We start from the raw sequence: 18,748 nt of genomic DNA, 5'->3' as shown, positions 1-18,748 counted from the left end.
TTTAGCTTAATGGACTTGGAGTCCCGCTCCCAACATGATGGAAGGTTAGTTCCTGAAGTGCTGCCTCTTGGTCACTTTCGGTGATTTCAACAATAACACCGCGGATTTTGATCGCCGGGATACGAATAATCGCCTTATGACCTATATGCTGCCCTTCATAAATGGTCACAGGTCGTCTTGACTTTTGAGTAATGATGACAATCTTGAAGCTTCGTATATTTTCACCAGCTGTAAGATCCTCTTGGATGATAACGTGGTCGAGCAACTGGGGCACCTCTGTCTCGTAAACCCACGATTTTTCAATTCTTCTGCATTGCTCGATTGTTGCAAATGGATGTTCGAAACGGCGAATTTCCGATCCGAATTCCAACAGTCTCTCTACGTCTTTCTGTGGAAGCAGACCGTTGCGATCCGGTCCAATATTCAGGAGCAAGTTTGCACCACGGCCAACGGAATGATAATAAATGCCCATAAGTTCTTCCGTACTTTTCAGGGTAAGTTCATTGCTATCGCTATAAAACCAATCTCCCCTAATTTGGACGTCACATTCCGCTGGCAGCCATAGGTGTTCAACCAATTGCTCTTTCTTTTCTGTCAAAATTGAAAACTCCGTTGAGTCCACTTCATTCCAGCATGGAATAGGTGCAATACCATCCTCGTTCCCAACCCACCGAAAGTCGGGGTCACCCATATTAAAAATTAAAATATGAGGCTGCAAGCGGCGAATTTCATCAATAATACGTTCCCAATCATATGAATGTCCCTCAGAGCCACAACCGTCAAACCATAGAATATCGATGTCACCATATTGCGTGAGCAACTCTGTGATTTGATTGACGAAATAATCGTCGTAGGCCTTCGCATCTTGGGTGTAATAATCAGCTGAACCATCATACGGTGAATAGTACAAGCCGGGTTTCATATCATATTTGCGGCAAGCATCAACAAATTCGCGTACGACATCCCCTTGCCCATACTTCCACTGAGAAGCCGCCACACTAAATCGACTATAGTCGGAAGGCCAATTGGAAAAGCCGTCATGGTGCTTCGCAGTTAACACAGCATAGTTCATTCCGGCTTCTTTGGCCGACCGGATCCACTGCTCACAGTCTAAGTCAACAGGATTGAAAGCAGCCGGATCCATCTGCCTTTCATCGAAATCGACATATCCTTCATAAAAAGTGCGAAGTCCGAAATGAAGAAACAATCCAAACTCCCATTTTTGAAAAGCAAGTTGTTTGGCTGATGGCGTTAATTTTTGAACAAGACTCATATGATCACACCTTTCTCATCCCATTGTTTAAAATACCGCTGTTCATTCTGTTTGTCCGTTCTCAATCTCATATAATCGATCGTAGTCCTCGATATTAAAACTGTATAACTGCATGGCCGTTTTGCCAGAGGAGGGTGCAAGGTCTCTCGGATGATCGAATCGAAATACTCGCTGGAGAATCTTTTCAACCTGCTCTTCCTGTCCATTCTGCTTTGCTATCTGCATATATTCGTAATCGCGGATGCCTCGCTGCAGCCACTTATAACGCAGTGAAAGCAGCGGTTTGCCCCTTTTTCCCGGGTAAACGAAATTCGTATCCCCAGCCTTCCATATCATAGGACGATAGGAAAGCCTCTCCAGTGGCTTGTCGGGCCACACGGTATAATTCCACCGTAGAAAGCCATCCAATTTCAGCTTTTCTGCGAGCCAAGGGATCACCCGAGACTCAATCGACGGCGAACTGAGGAACGTATTGGGTTTATCTGGCGAGCAGCAAACGTAAAACGTAAATGTCCCCTTCACGTCCTTTCTTAATTGCTCTAGCTGTTCAAATTCCTCTGCAGCACAGTCAAGGACAGGCACATAATCAACGATTCCTTCGATATGTTTACGAATAAACTCGGTATGATTGATTGCTGCTTTATAGCGGAATGATGGCGCCATCTCGCGTAAGCATGCTAAACTTTCCTCAAATAAGCTGATATCAGCCGGTTCATCCGCAACAACGCGAACGCGGTCCATCCACTTTTTCGAGATAAAGTGCTGCTCTAATGCCACAATATAAGCACTAAGATCTGATTTATTTCGGATAAACATATAGCTCCCGGTTTCTTCATCATAATAGCGGACGCGAATGGCATCGGGATAATCATCCACAACTCCCCCGAACCCTTCATCCTCATGCTTCCAAATATTGATCAAGCCGAATACTTCTATTTCTTTGCATATTCCGTGCTTCTCTCCTATCTCAACATACCGATCCAAGTTCGTAAAATCATAGTCAAATCGACCGTCGCTCCGTCTCACGATTTGAACGATACTATATTCATTCAAGTCGGATGGCTCAGCATCGATAAATGATCGTTGTCCGCTCCATGGCTCCTCTGAAACAACAAGCGTCAACGCCTTTTGTCCGAGCTGAGACAAGCTGTGAAGATACGAATCAAGAAGCAAGAAATGTTCATCGGACCAATAGGAAACATCATATTTTCTTGCAATATTACAGTTATGCTGCCACAAGTCCAAAACGAACGTATAATTTTGAGGCTCTGGCAGCACTTGTTCACTGATCGTTAAACGAAACGTCAGTTCTTTCTCCAAAACCTCATCCTCGAACATCGTATGCGTGTAGAATTTCAGCTTGCCTTCATATTGACCGCTTACAACGGAATCATCGGCATGAAGCTCCACCCACAAAGGTTGAATCTGACGCTTCCTAAGCCATTGATAGGGTTCATCCAGCAGAACATCTGAAGTCATAACGCGATTATCGTCCTCTATCAACCCGATAAGCTGAAGATCGATCTTGCAGGGAGCATCCGTTTCCACCTCGCAGCGCACGATTTTGATCGGCCCGCCCTTCCATAACAATGCATCCCGGTTAATCGTAACGAGCATATCCTCTTGATCTGAGCTGACCAATGCCTGAAAGGCGGCGCTGTCATTTTTACAGCAGCGAAGTTCCAAGTGTTTCACCTGCGTGTCTTCACGTCCCTGATTCCACCAATTGGACGACCACATATACTTATAGAACATGTTTTGCAAACCACAGTTCATTCCAATCTGCACCTCCGAGTCTAATCTGAAATCCTTCAGGTCCTCCTCCAGTTCAGACTTGAAGGTAGAATTATTTAGGGAAAATTTCGAATTATTTCGTATCAATTGCCTTCTGGTAAATTTCTATATACTGACCAAGCTGCAGACCATCCAGACCTTTTACATAAGAATCCCATTCTTTCTCGATGTCCTTGCTGCCCGTAATGAACTGAGCCATGTTCGACTTGACGTAATCTCGGATTGATGTTTTCAGTTGAGCCGCAACCTGAGTGTCTTCCAATGCTATGAATACGCTGGACGGATAATTCTCCTTCGATTGGAACGGCTCATATTTGGCTGATTCACGCTTCAGACGAACCTCGTACGCGCCTTCAGCAAGCGGATCCTGCAGAGCTGCCCATGAGTCACGATACTGGTATGTGCGGAGCGACGGTCCAAGCTGATCCCAGCGATCGTTATACGTAATTATGGTTTCACCATCAGAAATAATTGCATAAGTTGCCGGTTTGCCGTCCATACCCAGCTCGCCTTCCTCCGCTTTGCGCCATCCTTCGCCTTTCGGACCGCGCTCTTGATTCACAATGGCTTCTTCTGTATATAAGTAGTCGGCCAAACGGATTGCGGCGATTTTCTGTTCATCGGTCGCTTTGTTCGTAATAGCCATCTGCGACACACTTACTCCCGCAAAGTATCCTGCTTGCTGCACACCGTTCGGTCCTTTGAGGGGAGGCACAGTGACATACTCTTTATGACGTGGGTGTTTGTCATCTGGGCTGTGGGCGTAACTGATTAAAGCAGTTGTAATGCTGCCAATCACATTTGCGTCTTGACGGTTGCCCAACTGCTGGATGGCATCGGAGTTTTGTGTGAATGATGCTGGATCGATCAGGCCTTCCGTATAGAGCTTTTTCAGGTACAATAACCCCTGCTTCCATTCTTCCTTATTGGCAACGAAATCCACTTTGCCGTCCTTTACCTGGAGAAAAGTCCCGTTGTCTTTGTCCACCTGATCGTCGATGATGAACGAATTCATCAAAAAGGAAGCGACGTTCCCTGCCCACATGTCGTCAGCGCCGGTAAGCGGGATTTCGTCTTTTATCCCATTACCGTTCGGATCATTTTCTTTAAAAGCTTTTAGCACTTCATAAAACTCGTCCGTTGTTGACGGCATTTTCAACCCAAGCTTATCCAGCCAAGACTGATTGATCCATAGCTTCTGTGCATAGTTGCAGTGATAGCACTCGTTCACTTGCGGAAGTGCATAAATGTTGCCGTCCGGTGAAGTGATAGAACTTTCAAGGTACGGCAGTTCAGCCATTGCTTTTTTGAAGTTAGGCGCATATTTATCAATCAAGTCGTTCAGTGGAATAAACACACCCTCTTTGCCATACTTCATCTGCTCTTCTTTGGTTAAGCTCCCATGCAAAATGACTTCAGGATAATCACCGCTTGCCAGCATCAATTGTTTGCGGTCGTTTAGCGCTTTTTCGGGTACGAGATCCCATTTTATATGAATATTCGTCTTGTCCTGGAGGTATTTCGTGAATGTATTGGTTTCCATATTCTCTATGACGGCGTACTGCGGAGCAAACATTTTGATCGTCATGGGCGTTTTGACAATCGGATATTCTCCAACGGGCGTAAACACGTCGCTTGCTTCTGGTGCACTAGCAGAAGATGTATTCGTAGTTGTGCTCGAATCCCCGCTACAGGCGCTCAAGACGAATGATAAACAGAGTGCAGCCCCGAGGACGCAAGAGAATGACTTTTTCCATGTTTTCATAGTTATGACCCCTCCCATTTATCGAACATAAATTTCAATTACAGAAGCATTCTATCTGGTCTTCAACCCCTCACCTCCTTAAATGCAAATTGAGCTACCTGCCCGTCACTATCCTTTTAATGAACCAATCATGACACCTTTAACAAAGTGCTTCTGCACGAACGGATAAATGATCAGAACAGGTGCGCTTGCGACAACGATAAGCGAATATTTAAGCAAGTCCTTCAATCCTTGCTGCGCCAACATCTGATCAACATTGGTCACCATGGTCGGATCGATCGAGTTCAGAATAAGAATATTACGCAACACGATCTGTAACGGGAACAAATCTGGAGATTTCAGGAAAATCAATGCATCGAAGTAAGCGTTCCAGTGGCCCACAGCATACATCAGCGTCAGCACAGCCAAAATGGGTTTGGAGAGCGGAATTACCATACTGGTAATGAACCGGATGTCACTACAGCCATCGAGTTCGGCAGCTTCCGCAATTTCCTCGGAAATCGTGGTCTGAAAAAAGGTCCGAGCAACAATCACTTGAAACACCGCCATGGCTCCTGGCAAAATCATCGCCCAACGTGTATCGAGGATATGAAGGTTTTTTACTACGAGATATAAGGGGATAAGCCCTCCTTCGAACATCATCGTTATGACTAGAAGGACCATGATGAAATTACGGCCGTAGAACGTTTTTCTGGCGAGCGGATAAGCAAGCATAACAGTTAAAGCAACGTTAACTGCTGTACCTATGACAGTATAATAGAGCGAGTTCAAGTAACCGAAGATGATTTGTGGATTTCGAAACACCGCTTTATAACCTTCCAGCGTAAAGTCGACGGGCAACAGCCACACCTTGCCGGATACGACGGCTTGCGGTGAGCTAAACGATGATGAAATGATAAAGATGAGCGGAAAAAGGACGACAATCGTCACCACGATCAAAAAAGTATAGACACCGACTAGAAACAAACGGTCACCATACGATTCCCGAATCCTTGACGCTTTGAACATATTTGTTCCTCCTTTCTGCTGATTTGCTGTTACCATAAACTCGAATTGGATAACTTCTTGGCAATGTAGTTAACACTCACAAGAAGAATCAGATTGATGATCGAGTTGAAGAAACCGATTGCAGTCGAAAAGCTGAAGCTGGAGCTGAGCAGCCCTACCTTGTACACATAGGTAGAAATGACCTCTGAGGTGCTGATGTTTAGTGGATTTTGCATCAAATATACTTTTTCGAATCCAACCTTCATGAAATTCCCTAAATTCAATATGAGCAGAATGACGGATACTGGAATAAGGCTCGGTAAGTCAATATTGATTATTTTCTGCATCCGGGACGCACCATCCACTTTTGCCGATTCATACAGTTCAGGGTTGACTCCTGCCAAAGCTGCAATGTAGATAATGGCACCATAACCTGAAAATTGCCATACATCCGACCAGACATAAATCGATTTGAACAAGCTGGGAATTCCCATGAAATTTGTATTTTCAATCCCGAGTAGTTGTGTGAACTTGCTAATAATCCCTACACTTGGCGACAAAGTTACGATGAGAATGGAGACCATGATAACCGTTGAAATAAAGTAAGGCGCGTAGGTGATCATTTGTACACTGCTTTTGAAAAAACCGTTACGAATTTCATTTAATGCAAGTGCCAATAGAATCGGAGCAGGAAAACCAACAAGCAAACCGTACATATTAATGCCAAGCGTGTTCTTCAAATACAGCCAAAAGTTTGGTGATTCAAAAAATTGTTCGAAATATTTCAGTCCGACCCATGGGCTACCCCAAATACCTTGGATGACGTTGTACTCTTTGAAAGCAATGACAACGCCAGACATAGGTATATACTTGAAAATGACCAAATACAGCAACGGCAGAAATACGACCAAGTATAACTGCCAGTGACGCTTCATTTTTTTCCCAATGAAGTGTAATGACGATTTCCTGTCAGGCAATACTGGTCCATGTGGCTGGCCTTGCATTGAAGTTTCGGGTTTCCTGATTCTCTTTTGCATGCTTGACATATGCTCCTTCTCCTTTCGTTCGATCTAATTGTTTGCGCTTACATTCTACATAGTAAAGTAAGATAACGAGGTGCAGCAAGAAACAATAATCGTTAACTTAACCGTCTTCGCATGGCATGAAAATGCGCAGCAGCTCCGGTGTTTAGCCGGAGCTGCTGCATTGAAATACATTATGAAAATGCTGGGTAAGCAGGCGTAGCAAACCATTTTCAACCAGTTAACCAAATTCAACCGATCTGTCTGCGCGCTGCTTCTTCGCGGAATTCGCTTGGGGAGTAACCTACCACTTTCTTAAACACACGGCTGAATGAGATCGCGCTTGTATAACCTACCTTCTCAGCTACCTCCTGCATGGAAACTTGTGTTTCCGTGAGCAAGCGCTTTGCGGCCTGCAGGCGGATGTCAATCAAGAAGTCGACGAATTTCTGTCCGGTCTCTTCCCTGAACAGCTTGCTTACATATTTTCCATTAATGTTAAAGATTGAACTGAGATATTCAAGCGACATGTTCGGATTGGCATACTCCTCTTCGATCATTTTCCGCATATCTCGAATGGTAGCTGCATGCAGACGCCTGTTTTGCGCTCCCTTCAAATCTGTGTAAAAGCTGTTCAACACGGTCAAAGATTCTTCCCGCATTTGCTCGAGTGAATGGCACTCATCTATGATCTTACTGAGCCTCGGTAACCCGTCTCGCATCCATATTTCTTGGACCTCTTTTGTCATCCCGGAGATTTCCAGTCCCAAGTAGTAAATTAAATAATTCATCAGATTTGTAATTTCATCTTTCGTTAACAACCCTAGCTTCATTTCATTCATGAGCTTATCGTATTTCGTCTTCCATTCGTCCTCAAGTAGTCTGAACGACTGGATGATGGATCGAATTACATTTAATTGTGAGAACACCTCAACCTGACCGTGATTTGCGATGTGGTCGCTAGTAATGAGCCTGTTTTCTCCTAACACTATTTTATATTTAAGCGCCCTGAGTGCCTCTTTATAAGAATTTGCGACGCTTGAAAGCTCTGTAACCTGCTCACCGATACCTACCGTTACCGTAAACTTCAGATTTTCTTGCACCCACATACGAACGCTCTCGAAAAGTTTGTGTGTTATGGAAGTACCTGCTTCCTCTTCGCTGTCCACAAATACCATGACGCTTAGCTGAAATGGCGAAGTCCACTCGGACCAAAGCACGAGCCCATATTTTGGAGCAAGCTCCTGAATAACACTGCGTAGCGCGAATTTAAGAAGATTTTGGTCTCTGCGGGAGTATTGGCAGCAAAAATCACTGTATTTATCCATTTCGATCACAAGTACGACTTGTTTATTAAACGAGTATGGAAGCTGAAGACTGTTTGTTTCTCCTATCCATTCCTCATGGGTTAAACCCATGTCACCTTCAATGAGTTGGTGGAACAAGTACCTTTTTCGCAGATGCCGATCTTCATCGTGCTTTTGCTGATACTGATTTGATTGCTCAATAATATTGGACAAGGCCGATTCGATGAAGGAAAATTCATCTCCCAATTCCTTGGACAAAGGGAGACGGTAACCGCGGATTCGCGCCACAATCTGTTCTAGCGGTCTTGAATTGCGTCTGGTAACATAGAGCAGCCATACAAAACCACCCCCAATCGTCACAATCCCGATGATAAACCAGACATTATATAATGAAGAGATTACATGGAACAACTTGCCATTTATAAGTCCGCTTTGGTAGGACCATCCGGTATAGCTCGATACATAATTGGAGAAAATCTTTGATTGTTCTTTAGAATGCAAGTCACTAAACAAATCATTTCCCGCGGCGTCCCGAATACCGATAAAGCTTGTTTTTGAATCGTATAGGTCAGCAATACTGTTCTGCAACGAATCAGTTGCCACATTGACGACGATCATGCCTTTCTTGCCTGTAATAAATGGCGCTCCCCGTACCAAACTAACGACAGGCTTACTCCCTTTTGTAGAAAACTGCTCGAAGGTTCTTATGCCCGACCATTGCTTGGGTGCGAGCGGATCCATAGCCTTTTTAATAAATGGCTCGTCCCTGTAGTTGCTAAGTTGATCACTTGTCGCATTACTGAGCACGAAATTGTCTTCATAACGCACAAAATAGATCGAATCAATCATGGGGTAATAGGATATCATATCCTGCATTTTTTTAACTGCGCTTATGTTGATGAAAATGTTATTCTTCTCTTCATTATTGAAGAAATCAATCAACTGCTTATTATTTATTGTTTCGGACATTACCATATTGTCTATCGCCTTCAGGGAAGTATCGATCAGACGCATCGCCTGTAATGATAGCATTTTGTTGGCGTTAAGCGCCTCCTTACGGCTTTGTTCACTTAATATCTGAAAAAAAACAAAAAACGTAAACGTGACTACGACAATAAAAATCGGCATATAAGAAAACAGCAATCGATTAAATAACGTTTTCCTCATATCCAGCCCCCATTTTTTTAAACGGAATGATATTTATTTACACATTGTACACGCTTACATCTGAAGACGTCCATACAAACGGTAAGACCACCCCTCAACAATATGTAGACGAATTGCCTCTTTTTTAGACGTACAAAAAAACACCCCCTAGAATTTCATCGGCTAAACCCATGGGTTTTCCAATGTCCATTCTAAGGGGTGGTGCACTTCACTCAACAGTAGAGTCATTCTCTTAATTGTTTTATCAATATATTAATGCAATGCGCCTATGATTGGATAGATTGGGCTTCTCAGATTGAAATTGTAGTTCAGGTCTACAATCCCTACGACTTCGTTACTATTATATAGATCTAACATAAAGCCTGCCATTTCTTTGGCAGTGTGGTATTTAGACATGTTTGCTTTGTAATCAAAATTTTCTGTTTCTAATGATTTATTCACGAATTCCGTTTCCGTTATAGCTGGAGCTAGCACTTTTGCTTTTAGTTTTGCATCTTTTATTTCAAGTTCTTTGGCAAGCCCTTCTGTGAAGGCACTAACATAAAACTTCGTTGCCGAATACGCAACACTTCCAACAGCAATGGCATATCCAAGTGCGGATGCAACGTTAATTAACTGAGTTCCCTCTATGTCTGCATAATCTCGCACATACAGTGTGGAAAGGATCGTCAGGGACTCAATGTTCACACGCAGCATGGTTTCAACTTTCTCCAGATTCTGTTCTGCTACAAAAGAACCTTCACCAAGCCCCGCATTGTTAATCCAAGTCTCGATTTGGTATTCCTTCAGCGTGTTATAAAGTGTATATGCCTGAGCAGTATCCGATAGATCACTAGTTTGAACAATAACATGTACTGTAGCGTCAATATTCTGAATTGCTAATTTGAGTTCTTTTAATTTGTCCAATCTTCTTGCGACCAAAATTAAGTTTTTGCCTCGTGCAGCAAACGCCAATGCTGTCTCATATCCAATCCCTGAACTTGCACCTGTAATAACTGTATATTTCATCCTATTCTCTCCTTATCAACATATATTTTAGTATAAGTAAGCTATTAAAATAATTTTAGAACGATCGTTCTTAATATTGCAAAAAAAACAGTTAGATCTAACTTGCTATTTAGAATAGCATTTCTAGAACGAACAGTAAAGAATTATTTTCTGACTGCTATATAATGATGTTGGGACAGGGAACTATGAGTTATGCCAGACATGCGATACAAGTTCTTTATAACATTAACAGGACAAGAACCTGTATCACTAAAACAAATCAGCCTTCATGGAGACACCCCCCTCTTTGCCTGCCATGCCTTAACTCCATTTTCAATCTAAAACGGATAATGTCATATCCATAATATTTGTTAATTTTTGCGGATCCGTAGTGGTCTTAACCAACGTTCGTATCCCCACCCATGCATTCATCAAATAATGTGAAATAACTTCAGGGTCAACGTCAGCCTTGATTTCACCCTTTTGCTGGCCTTCCAGAACAAGGTTTCTCAAGAATTCCTCTGTTCGCAAGTAACTCTCATTAACCAAGGATGCAACTTCAGGATCCAATACGCCCAGTTCCACGCCTGAGTTTATAAGAAAACAGCCTATAGGTTGTCCTTCATTTCTTATAGTTGACTCAAACAATACCCTAATAATCTCTTTGATTGGTTTTTGGGTATCAATTAGAAAACTCATTTTGTTGGTCTGCTTCGTTTCATAACGTTCAAGAGCTTTCATAAACAGAGCATGCTTATCCCCAAAGGTATCATAGATACTTCTTCGATGAATGCCCATATATTCAACCAAATCCTGCATCGAAGTTTTCTCATATCCTTGGGCCCAGAACAGTTGTATTGCTTTATCTAATACTTCATTAACTTCAAATTCTTTGGATCTTGCCATCTTCATCACCTCGAATAATCATTATACATTGAAGCCCCCGATTGGGAAACTTACATGGTTCCAGAAGCTATAAGGTTAGTTCCACGAAAAAATCCTTACCAATTAGCTGATAACTCTTTGAAACTAGCTACATAAGATATAACAAAATAATAGATTGGAGGAATTGTTATGGTTCGTACGCTTGACGCTCGTACTTCACTTGGGTCTAACGGTGTTGCTCCGTTTAATGTTCCACTTACTCCAAATACGCCTACTTTGGTGGGTATCCTTGGTCTAAACATTGTCAATCCAGGAACAGTTATTCGCACTCAGTTTAACGGAACCTATCGGATTTCGGTAGCAAATTTGTCCTCACAACCATCTTCCGTTCGATTTGAAATTTTCAGAGGTTCGACCTATACAGGCACGCCGATTTATGTCGTTTCCCAGCCTATATTCCCTTCTGTGGGAAGCATACTGGCAAGCTTCGATGGTTCTGATTTCAATGTGCCTCCTCCTCCTACCGGGCAGCTTATCTATTCTTGTTTTGTGACATTTGTTCCGGCATCCCCATCAGAGCAAGCCAGCCGCGTTGGTCCAGAATGCTTCAATGCGGTTTCATACAGCGACGATTAACTCATGGCTAACAGGATTCTATGAAAATATGAAAGGAGGAAATTTCATGGTTAAAACGTTAGATGCACGGACTTCCCAAGGCTCCAATGGCCAGCAGATTTTAACTCCCAGCTTCACGAATGGTGTCCCGCTATTGTTTGCCCAGGTTGGATTGCAAATCAGTAACCCGGGTATGTCGATTCGGACTTTTTTTTCGGGGATCGTCGAAATTACAGCAAGTCAGTTGCCAGTTAACGGAAATCTTATTATCGAAGTATACCGAGGATTAGGCGGTTCGCAACAGCTTGTATATCGGGCCAATACAACTGTATTGTCCAACCCATTTTTCAGTCCTTGCATTTTAAGCTTTAGCGGTTCGGAGTACAATGTCCCAGCCCCAGGCAATGGGCAGCTTGTCTACTCAGCGTACGCTACATTCTCCTATAACCCCATTTATAATGTGAATAACGTACGTTTGGGTCCTGAAAGTTTCAATACAACTGTTTATTCTGATGATTGAGTCAATATGTTGAAACATATGAACAAAAATTAAACCATCTCAATAATTGAGATGGTTTTTTTTGGATCTTACTAAACCTTATTTACACGAACTATTGATGTTTCTTGAAGAAGTGCAAGTATGGCAAACACGATTTTTGTTCCAGCAATTTATTTTTCCACAACGTCATCCATGGCCTGAACAGCCAGTTCAAATGCTTTAATTCTTCTTCTTAAAAGCGTTTTTTGAGGGCTGCCCGTTTTTGACTTAGTATAACTGTTCTCAAGGGACGGGAATAAACCGATCAGAACATTGCGAGCTTCAGCTAACTCTTCCTTAGTGTAATGATGAGCTTTTTGATTCCAGGCCGTTTCAAGCATCGCCAAACCGATATATAAGGCGTTGAGTCGTTTATTTAATAAAGTAGTGTTATTCCCTTTCTGAGTCAAACTAGTCAATGCATTTTCGGATTTGCGTATGGTCGATTGGAAGGCTTGGATGGATTGCAATTTATCTTCCTCTGATACATTTTCCATGTAGTGTTAACCTCTCCTTTTCTCATGCATACAACTAATTTACATTCCCGGCGAGATGTGATCAATAATATAACAGGCAAAAACTACCGCAGGTTTCAATGTTAACTGTCTTTTTCACCGTAGCAGATGGATAAATTAAAAATCCCGCCCTGGACATTTTGTCCAGAACGGGAAGTACTTGTTGAATTAATCGTTTGCGTTTTCCTTGGTCACCAGCTTCAATTCAGCCGGAATTGATTTCTCTACCTGCTTGCCGCCCAGCACATCCAGAGCAGCTTGCACCGCCAGCTGGCCAATCAGTACTGGCTGCTGAGCGACTGTTGCTGTCAACTTTCCATCCTTAATGGATTTGATTGCATCATCGTTTCCGTCAAATCCAATCACGGGAATGTCTTTACCAGAACTTTGAATTGCTTCAATCGCGCCAAGCGCCATCTCGTCGTTATGGGCAAATACCGCCTGTACGTCAGGATTACCCTGCAGCAGATTCTCCATTACATTCAAACCTTTGGAGCGATCGAAATCCGCAGACTGCTTCGCAACCACATTCAGTTTTTGGTCGGCAATCTCGTGGAAACCTTTCCCCCGCTCTCTTGTTGCGGAAGCTCCGGGTACACCCTCAAGTTCAATCACTTTTGCTCCCTCGCCTAGCTGTTTCACGAAATATTCCGCCGCCATTTGTCCACCTTTGACGTTATCGGATGCGACCAATGCTGCCACGTCGCCTTTGTCTGCGGAACGGTCCAATGTAATCACTGGAATACCCACGCTATTGGCCGATTGAACAGCCGTAGAGATTGCAGCGGAATCCGCAGGATTAATCAGAAGGGCATCCACGCCCTGTTGAATCAGGTCGTCCACATCATTGGTTTGTTTGGCTGAATCATTTTGAGCATCCACAACAATGACCTGAATTCCTTGTTTTTTGGCTTCTGCAACAACCCCATCTTTGAGGGAAACAAAGAAGGGATTATTCAACGTGGAAACCGACAGTCCAATTTTTTTCTGTCCATTGCTACCGGCAGAGTCGGGCTTAGCCCAACCCGGAGGCTCCAGAGAGCATCCTGCCAGAACGATCATCATTACGCTTACAAGCAATATGGTTAGTTTTTTCATGTTCGCTTCTCTCCTTAAGCCGTTTTCTTGCGGTCCAACAGGACAGCGATGGCAATAACGACGCCTTTTACAACCATTTGATAAAACGAGTTCACTCCGAGCAGGTTCAAACCATTGTTCAGTACGCCGATAATCAGGACCCCAATCAGTGTGCCGACGATCCGTCCTCTACCACCTGATAGGCTTGTTCCACCCAGAACAACAGCTGCAATGGCGTCCAGTTCATATGAAGTACCTGCTGTTGGCTGCGCGGAATTCAGACGGGAGGTCAGAATCGCGCCTGCCAGCGCTGACAGCATACCTACCAGAGAGTAAATCATGATTTTCACGCGATGCACTTTAATACCTGAGATAATGGACGCTTTCTCATTGCCACCAAGCGCGTACGTTTTACGGCCAAAAGCCGTTTTATGCAAAATCGTCCACAGAATTACGAAAGTAATGAGCATTGTGATTGCTGGAACCGGTATTCCTAGCATATAACCACGACCGAACAGTTGGAACAGCAGGCTATCGCCCAATCCGGTAATCGGATTACCGTTTGTATATACCAGCGTCAATCCCCGGAACACCGTCATCGTTGCCAATGTAGCAATAAACGGAGCCATCTTACCCTTCGTAATCATCAACCCGTTCACCATACCCATGACACCACCGAGTGCAACCCCAATAATGATCGACAAAATCGGATCCAGGCCAGACAGCATCATATTGGCTACAAAGGCACTAGATAAAGCCAGAATGGAGCCAACCGACAAGTCGATACCACCTGTCAGAATGACAAATGTCATGCCAAAAGCAATCAGCGCGTTAATCGAAACCTGACGCAATAGATTCAAGATGTTAAGCGGTTCCAAAAAGCTTGGATTCAACACCGATACGATGATAATTAAGATGATCAGTCCGAGCAATGGACCTAATTTCTGTGTCACATTTGTCAAACGGAAACCGCTCTTGGCGGATTGGTTTTCCTGCAAAGTTGTCATATCATTGTCCCCCTGTAGCCAATGTCATAATGTTTTCCTGTGTTGCCTCTTCTTTTGCCAGTTCACCGCTAATACGTCCCTCATGTACAACCGCAATTCGATCGCTCATACCGAGTACTTCAGGCAGCTCAGAAGATACCATAATGATGGCAACTCCGCGATCAGTCAGCTCGTTCATCAACTGATAAATTTCCCGCTTCGCTCCAACGTCCACGCCACGTGTTGGCTCATCCAGGATGAGTACACTCGGACCGATACCGACCCATTTGGCGATAACCACCTTCTGTTGGTTACCCCCTGACAGGTTTCGTGCTGCCGTCTCAGAAGATTGTGTCTTGATTTGCAAACGTTTGATGAGCGTATCGACGAATTCCTGTTCTTTCTGAGTCGAGATGAATCCCTTACTTGAGAAGCTGAACAAATTGGGTAAGGCCATATTCTCACGAATAGAAAAATCGAGCACCAAGCCTTCATCCTTGCGGTCTTCCGTAATAAATCCGATTCCATGTTTAACCGCATCCGCTGGCTTCCGAATATGAGCCTTTTTGCCTCGAATCATGATTTCGCCACCGTCCAAAGGTTCCAAACCGAAGATCGCTCGCATGATCTCTGTCCGTCCAGAGCCCATCAGCCCGGAGAACCCGAGGATCTCACCTGCTCTCACCGTAAAGCTGATATTCTGGAACAATCCTTTGCTGCTTGCGTCCCGTACTTCAAGGACCACTTCTCCATACGAAGGATTTCGTGCCGGATATCGTTCCGTGAGTTCCCGTCCGACCATCTTCCGCACCACTTCATCAAAACTGGTCTCCGGGATCGTCTTGGTGTCTACCGTTTTGCCGTCACGCATGATCGTGATCCGGTCGCAAATGGTGAAAATCTCCTCCATCCGGTGCGAGATATATACGATGGAAACACCATTTTTCTTAAGCGAAGTGATCACGCCGAACAACTTCTGAATCTCCCGCTCCGTAAGCGCCGCCGTGGGCTCATCCATAATGATTACTTTGGCGTCGGTCATTAGTGCTTTGGCAATTTCAATCATTTGCTGCTGACCGACAGAACATTCCCCGGCAGGACGATCCAGCGGAATCTGTACGGAAAGCTTGGCAAATTGCTCAGTGGCAAGCGCTTTCATTTGTCTTGTGTTCAGCAATCCAAAAGACGAAGTTATTTCCTTACCTATGAAGAGATTATCAAGCACCGTCATTTCCGGCCAAACGTTCAACTCTTGGTGGATAAAAGCAAGCCCCATCTTCTCAGCTTCCTTCGGATTGGCAAAATAGGTTTCTTTCCCGTCAATGGAGATGGTTCCTTGATCCCGCCCATGAAGACCGATCAAAATGTTCATTAGCGTGGATTTGCCGGCCCCGTTCTCCCCCATCAGAGCATGAACCTCGCCTTCCTTTAGTTCAAAATCCACCCCGCTTAGCACTTGGTTGGTGCCAAAAGCTTTATATATGTCTTGCATCTGAATATGCATGATACCGTCCCCCTTTTAACCGAAAATGACGCCCGATTGTAAAATGCAATTAGCATACGGCGTAGCTTCGCCCGTACGAATGACCACTTTGGCATTCCGGGTCAACACCTTGAATTGTTCATGACTAATGGAAACGTCAATGGCTTCATCGCCAAATTTCTCGGTAATAAACTGCATAGCTTCTGGATTCCCTGCCTTGATCTCTGTTGCCAAAATCACTTTCTCAATGACCATATCGTCCGCTATAAGCTCCACGACATCTTGAAAACTTGGTGTCCCCAGTTTCAGGGACAAGTCGATTTTGGGTACCCCTTCTGGAACAGGGAGACCAGCATCCGCGATAACTATTGTGTCCGTATGACCCAGATCAGACAACACCTTGGAGATATGACTGTTCAATATACCCTGCTTCTTCATTTCAGGCTTTCCTCCACTTCATCCCGTGTCGGCATGCCTCCTTGTGCGCCGAATTTGGTCACGGATAGCGATGCAGCCCGGTTGGCAAATCTGATGCTCTCTTGTAGCGGTTTACCTTCCGCAAGGGCGACCGCAAATGCGGCGTTAAAGGTATCACCCGCTCCAGTCGTATCCACTGGTTCCACTTTGTAAGTAGGTACAACGATTTCCTGTTCGCCGTCAAAATATCGAACACCGTTACTGCCCTCCGTAATAAACAACTTGTTAGGATATTTGCGTAGCGCCTCAGCCGGAGTCATACCCTGAAACAATATCTCGGCCTCATGCTCGTTAGGCGTGATATAAGCAGCTTTGTCAATGACCTCATCCGGTACTTTTCTTGCTGGTGCAGGATTCAACAACAGGGGCGTTCCGCTTTGGGCGCAAATCTCGCTGACACGAACAACGGTTTCTTCTGGAATTTCTTGCTGAATCAATACAATATCGGCACATTGGATCACTTCTGTCGCTTCATCAACATAGGCTGGTGTAACTTCGCGATTTGCCGCTTCCACGACCACAATACTATTATCACCTTCAGCCAGCACGATATGAGCCGTACCGCTCTCTAGATGTGTAACCGGTTTCACATTCTGCGTATTTACACCATTTGCTTTAAAATTATTTAAAATGGCTGTACCAAAAGTGTCATCGCCCACCCGGCCGATCATGGAAACATCGGCCCCCAGCCTTGCGGCAGCGACTGCCTGATTTGCTCCTTTGCCGCCTGGAACTGTTTTGAAACTGTCGCCAAGGACGGTTTCACCCGCCCCCGGGCGCCTTGCAGAAGTAACAACCAAATCCATTGAGCTGCTGCCAATTACGCATATTTTAGCCATCTGAATTCACCTTTCTTGTTGTGCCCCGTTCAATGAAACTGACCGGAAGCTGTATGTGTTTGTTTTCGATTGGAGCTTGTTCCACCAGTTTGATAAGCAAGCCGGCAGCTTCTCTTCCCATCTCGTATGCCGGTTGGCGAATGGTCGACAATGCAGGAGATAGCAGGCTGCTCATCGGAATATCGTCGAAGCCGATAATTTGCATATCCTCCGGAACTTTTTTTCCGATGCGCAATGCCTCGTGCAATACCGCCATAGCTGCGATATCATTACTAGCAATGACTCCGTCGCTATCGCCATACTTGCTGAAAAGCTCATTCGCCCATAACCCAACATCGTTAAAGGAAAAGGATGTCGTTTGGATTACACGGTAGTCCAGGCCGGCCTGACGTATGCTCTCGATTGCGCCTTCAAAACGATCCTGCGCAGGTTTGATATGTGCTGGTCCCTGCATAACCGTAATTCGGCGGCTTCCACGCTTAATAATCTCCCGTGCAGCCAGACGTCCACCCTCTCTTCCATCCGCAAATACGGAGGGACTGTCCAGAGGTGTTCTGTCAAGAAACACCACGGGAATTTTCAAGTTCTCATATATTGAAGAATGAGGGTAATTCGTTGAAGAGATTACGCCGACAACATTATTCTGGACAAAAGTCTGGATGTAATCCTTTTCCTTCTGTTCATCCTCATCACTATTTCCGAAAATCAGTCTGAAGTCCTGCTCTTGCATCCGGTCCTCTACGCCGCGTGCAAGCTGCGGAAAGTAAGGGTTTGCAATATCGGGTAACAGCAGGCCAATCAATTTGGACTTACGCTTGTATAAAGAGCGGGCCACCTCATTGGGAGAGAAGTTAAGCTGCTTGACCGCTTCCTCCACTTTCTTACGAGTGTCCGCATGAACATAACCTCTTTCATTAATGACCCTTGATACGGTGGCTACTGAAACGTTAGCCAAATTAGCTACATCTTTTATTGTTGTCATGAACGTTCACTCCTATGTGTGTAACCGGTTACAGATATGAAATTATCAT

The 18,748-nt window shown here is 44.4% G+C and carries 17 protein-coding genes; 2 read left to right on the top strand and 15 right to left on the bottom strand.

Annotation, left to right across the window (positions count from 1 at the left end; translation table 11 throughout):
- Position 1 precedes the first annotated feature (1 nt).
- From MHB84_RS25710 to MHB84_RS25675, 8 genes are all read right to left on the bottom strand, one after another.
- Positions 2-1,273: an alpha-L-fucosidase gene (locus MHB84_RS25710; protein WP_076289222.1), complete on the bottom strand. Its 1,272-nt coding sequence runs from the start codon at positions 1,271-1,273 to the stop codon at positions 2-4.
- A gap of 42 nt (positions 1,274-1,315) precedes the next feature.
- Entirely contained in the window at positions 1,316-3,049 is a 1,734-nt protein-coding gene (locus MHB84_RS25705; RefSeq protein WP_076289221.1) for a DUF4091 domain-containing protein, read from the bottom strand.
- Between the two features lie 91 nt (positions 3,050-3,140).
- Complete coding sequence (locus MHB84_RS25700) at positions 3,141-4,832, bottom strand: extracellular solute-binding protein (RefSeq protein ID WP_143764683.1); 1,692 nt, start codon at positions 4,830-4,832, stop codon at positions 3,141-3,143.
- 108 nt (positions 4,833-4,940) lie between these two features.
- Positions 4,941-5,840: a carbohydrate ABC transporter permease gene (locus tag MHB84_RS25695; RefSeq protein ID WP_076289219.1), complete on the bottom strand. Its 900-nt coding sequence runs from the start codon at positions 5,838-5,840 to the stop codon at positions 4,941-4,943.
- A gap of 29 nt (positions 5,841-5,869) precedes the next feature.
- A complete protein-coding gene (locus MHB84_RS25690) occupies positions 5,870-6,754 on the bottom strand; it encodes an ABC transporter permease (protein ID WP_240321288.1) in 885 nt (294 codons plus the stop codon).
- Positions 6,755-7,092: 338 nt separating this feature from the next.
- On the bottom strand, positions 7,093-9,315 hold the full coding sequence (locus tag MHB84_RS25685) for a helix-turn-helix domain-containing protein (protein ID WP_076289218.1): 2,223 nt from the start codon (positions 9,313-9,315) through the stop codon (positions 7,093-7,095).
- Positions 9,316-9,567: 252 nt separating this feature from the next.
- A complete protein-coding gene (locus MHB84_RS25680) occupies positions 9,568-10,323 on the bottom strand; it encodes an SDR family NAD(P)-dependent oxidoreductase (RefSeq protein WP_076289217.1) in 756 nt (251 codons plus the stop codon).
- A 312-nt stretch (positions 10,324-10,635) separates the two neighbouring features.
- Positions 10,636-11,208, bottom strand: a complete 573-nt coding sequence (locus MHB84_RS25675; RefSeq protein WP_076289216.1) for a TetR/AcrR family transcriptional regulator — start codon at positions 11,206-11,208, stop codon at positions 10,636-10,638.
- A gap of 168 nt (positions 11,209-11,376) precedes the next feature.
- On the opposite strand from MHB84_RS25675, the gene MHB84_RS25670 reads away from it, so the two are divergent.
- Both MHB84_RS25670 and MHB84_RS25665 read left to right on the top strand, forming a co-directional pair.
- Positions 11,377-11,823, top strand: a complete 447-nt coding sequence (locus MHB84_RS25670) for a hypothetical protein (protein ID WP_076289215.1) — start codon at positions 11,377-11,379, stop codon at positions 11,821-11,823.
- A 46-nt stretch (positions 11,824-11,869) separates the two neighbouring features.
- Positions 11,870-12,322, top strand: a complete 453-nt coding sequence (locus MHB84_RS25665) for a hypothetical protein (protein ID WP_076289214.1) — start codon at positions 11,870-11,872, stop codon at positions 12,320-12,322.
- Positions 12,323-12,471: 149 nt separating this feature from the next.
- On the opposite strand, the gene MHB84_RS25660 is transcribed toward MHB84_RS25665, so the two are convergent.
- The 7 genes from MHB84_RS25660 to MHB84_RS25630 form a co-directional block, all read right to left on the bottom strand.
- Positions 12,472-12,837 (bottom strand): hypothetical protein, encoded by a 366-nt coding sequence (locus MHB84_RS25660; protein WP_076289213.1) that lies wholly within the window; start codon positions 12,835-12,837, stop codon positions 12,472-12,474.
- Between the two features lie 186 nt (positions 12,838-13,023).
- Positions 13,024-13,953, bottom strand: a complete 930-nt coding sequence (gene rbsB / locus MHB84_RS25655) for a ribose ABC transporter substrate-binding protein RbsB (RefSeq protein ID WP_076289212.1) — start codon at positions 13,951-13,953, stop codon at positions 13,024-13,026.
- 14 nt (positions 13,954-13,967) lie between these two features.
- Complete coding sequence (locus MHB84_RS25650) at positions 13,968-14,939, bottom strand: ABC transporter permease subunit (protein ID WP_076289211.1); 972 nt, start codon at positions 14,937-14,939, stop codon at positions 13,968-13,970.
- Between the two features lies 1 nt (position 14,940).
- A complete protein-coding gene (locus tag MHB84_RS25645; RefSeq protein WP_076289210.1) occupies positions 14,941-16,422 on the bottom strand; it encodes a sugar ABC transporter ATP-binding protein in 1,482 nt (493 codons plus the stop codon).
- Between the two features lie 15 nt (positions 16,423-16,437).
- Entirely contained in the window at positions 16,438-16,839 is a 402-nt protein-coding gene (gene rbsD / locus MHB84_RS25640) for a D-ribose pyranase (protein WP_076289209.1), read from the bottom strand.
- Positions 16,836-17,717 (bottom strand): ribokinase, encoded by an 882-nt coding sequence (gene rbsK, locus MHB84_RS25635; RefSeq protein WP_076289208.1) that lies wholly within the window; start codon positions 17,715-17,717, stop codon positions 16,836-16,838. Before rbsK ends, rbsD begins: the two co-directional genes overlap by 4 nt.
- A complete protein-coding gene (locus MHB84_RS25630) occupies positions 17,710-18,699 on the bottom strand; it encodes a LacI family DNA-binding transcriptional regulator (RefSeq protein WP_076289207.1) in 990 nt (329 codons plus the stop codon). Before MHB84_RS25630 ends, rbsK begins: the two co-directional genes overlap by 8 nt.
- Positions 18,700-18,748: the final 49 nt, after the last annotated feature.

This window comes from Paenibacillus sp. FSL F4-0087 (assembly GCF_038020215.1).
Lineage (GTDB): Bacteria > Bacillota > Bacilli > Paenibacillales > Paenibacillaceae > Paenibacillus > Paenibacillus taichungensis.
Note: the sequence above shows the minus strand (reverse complement) of the source record. Positions and strands in the feature narration are given on the sequence as shown.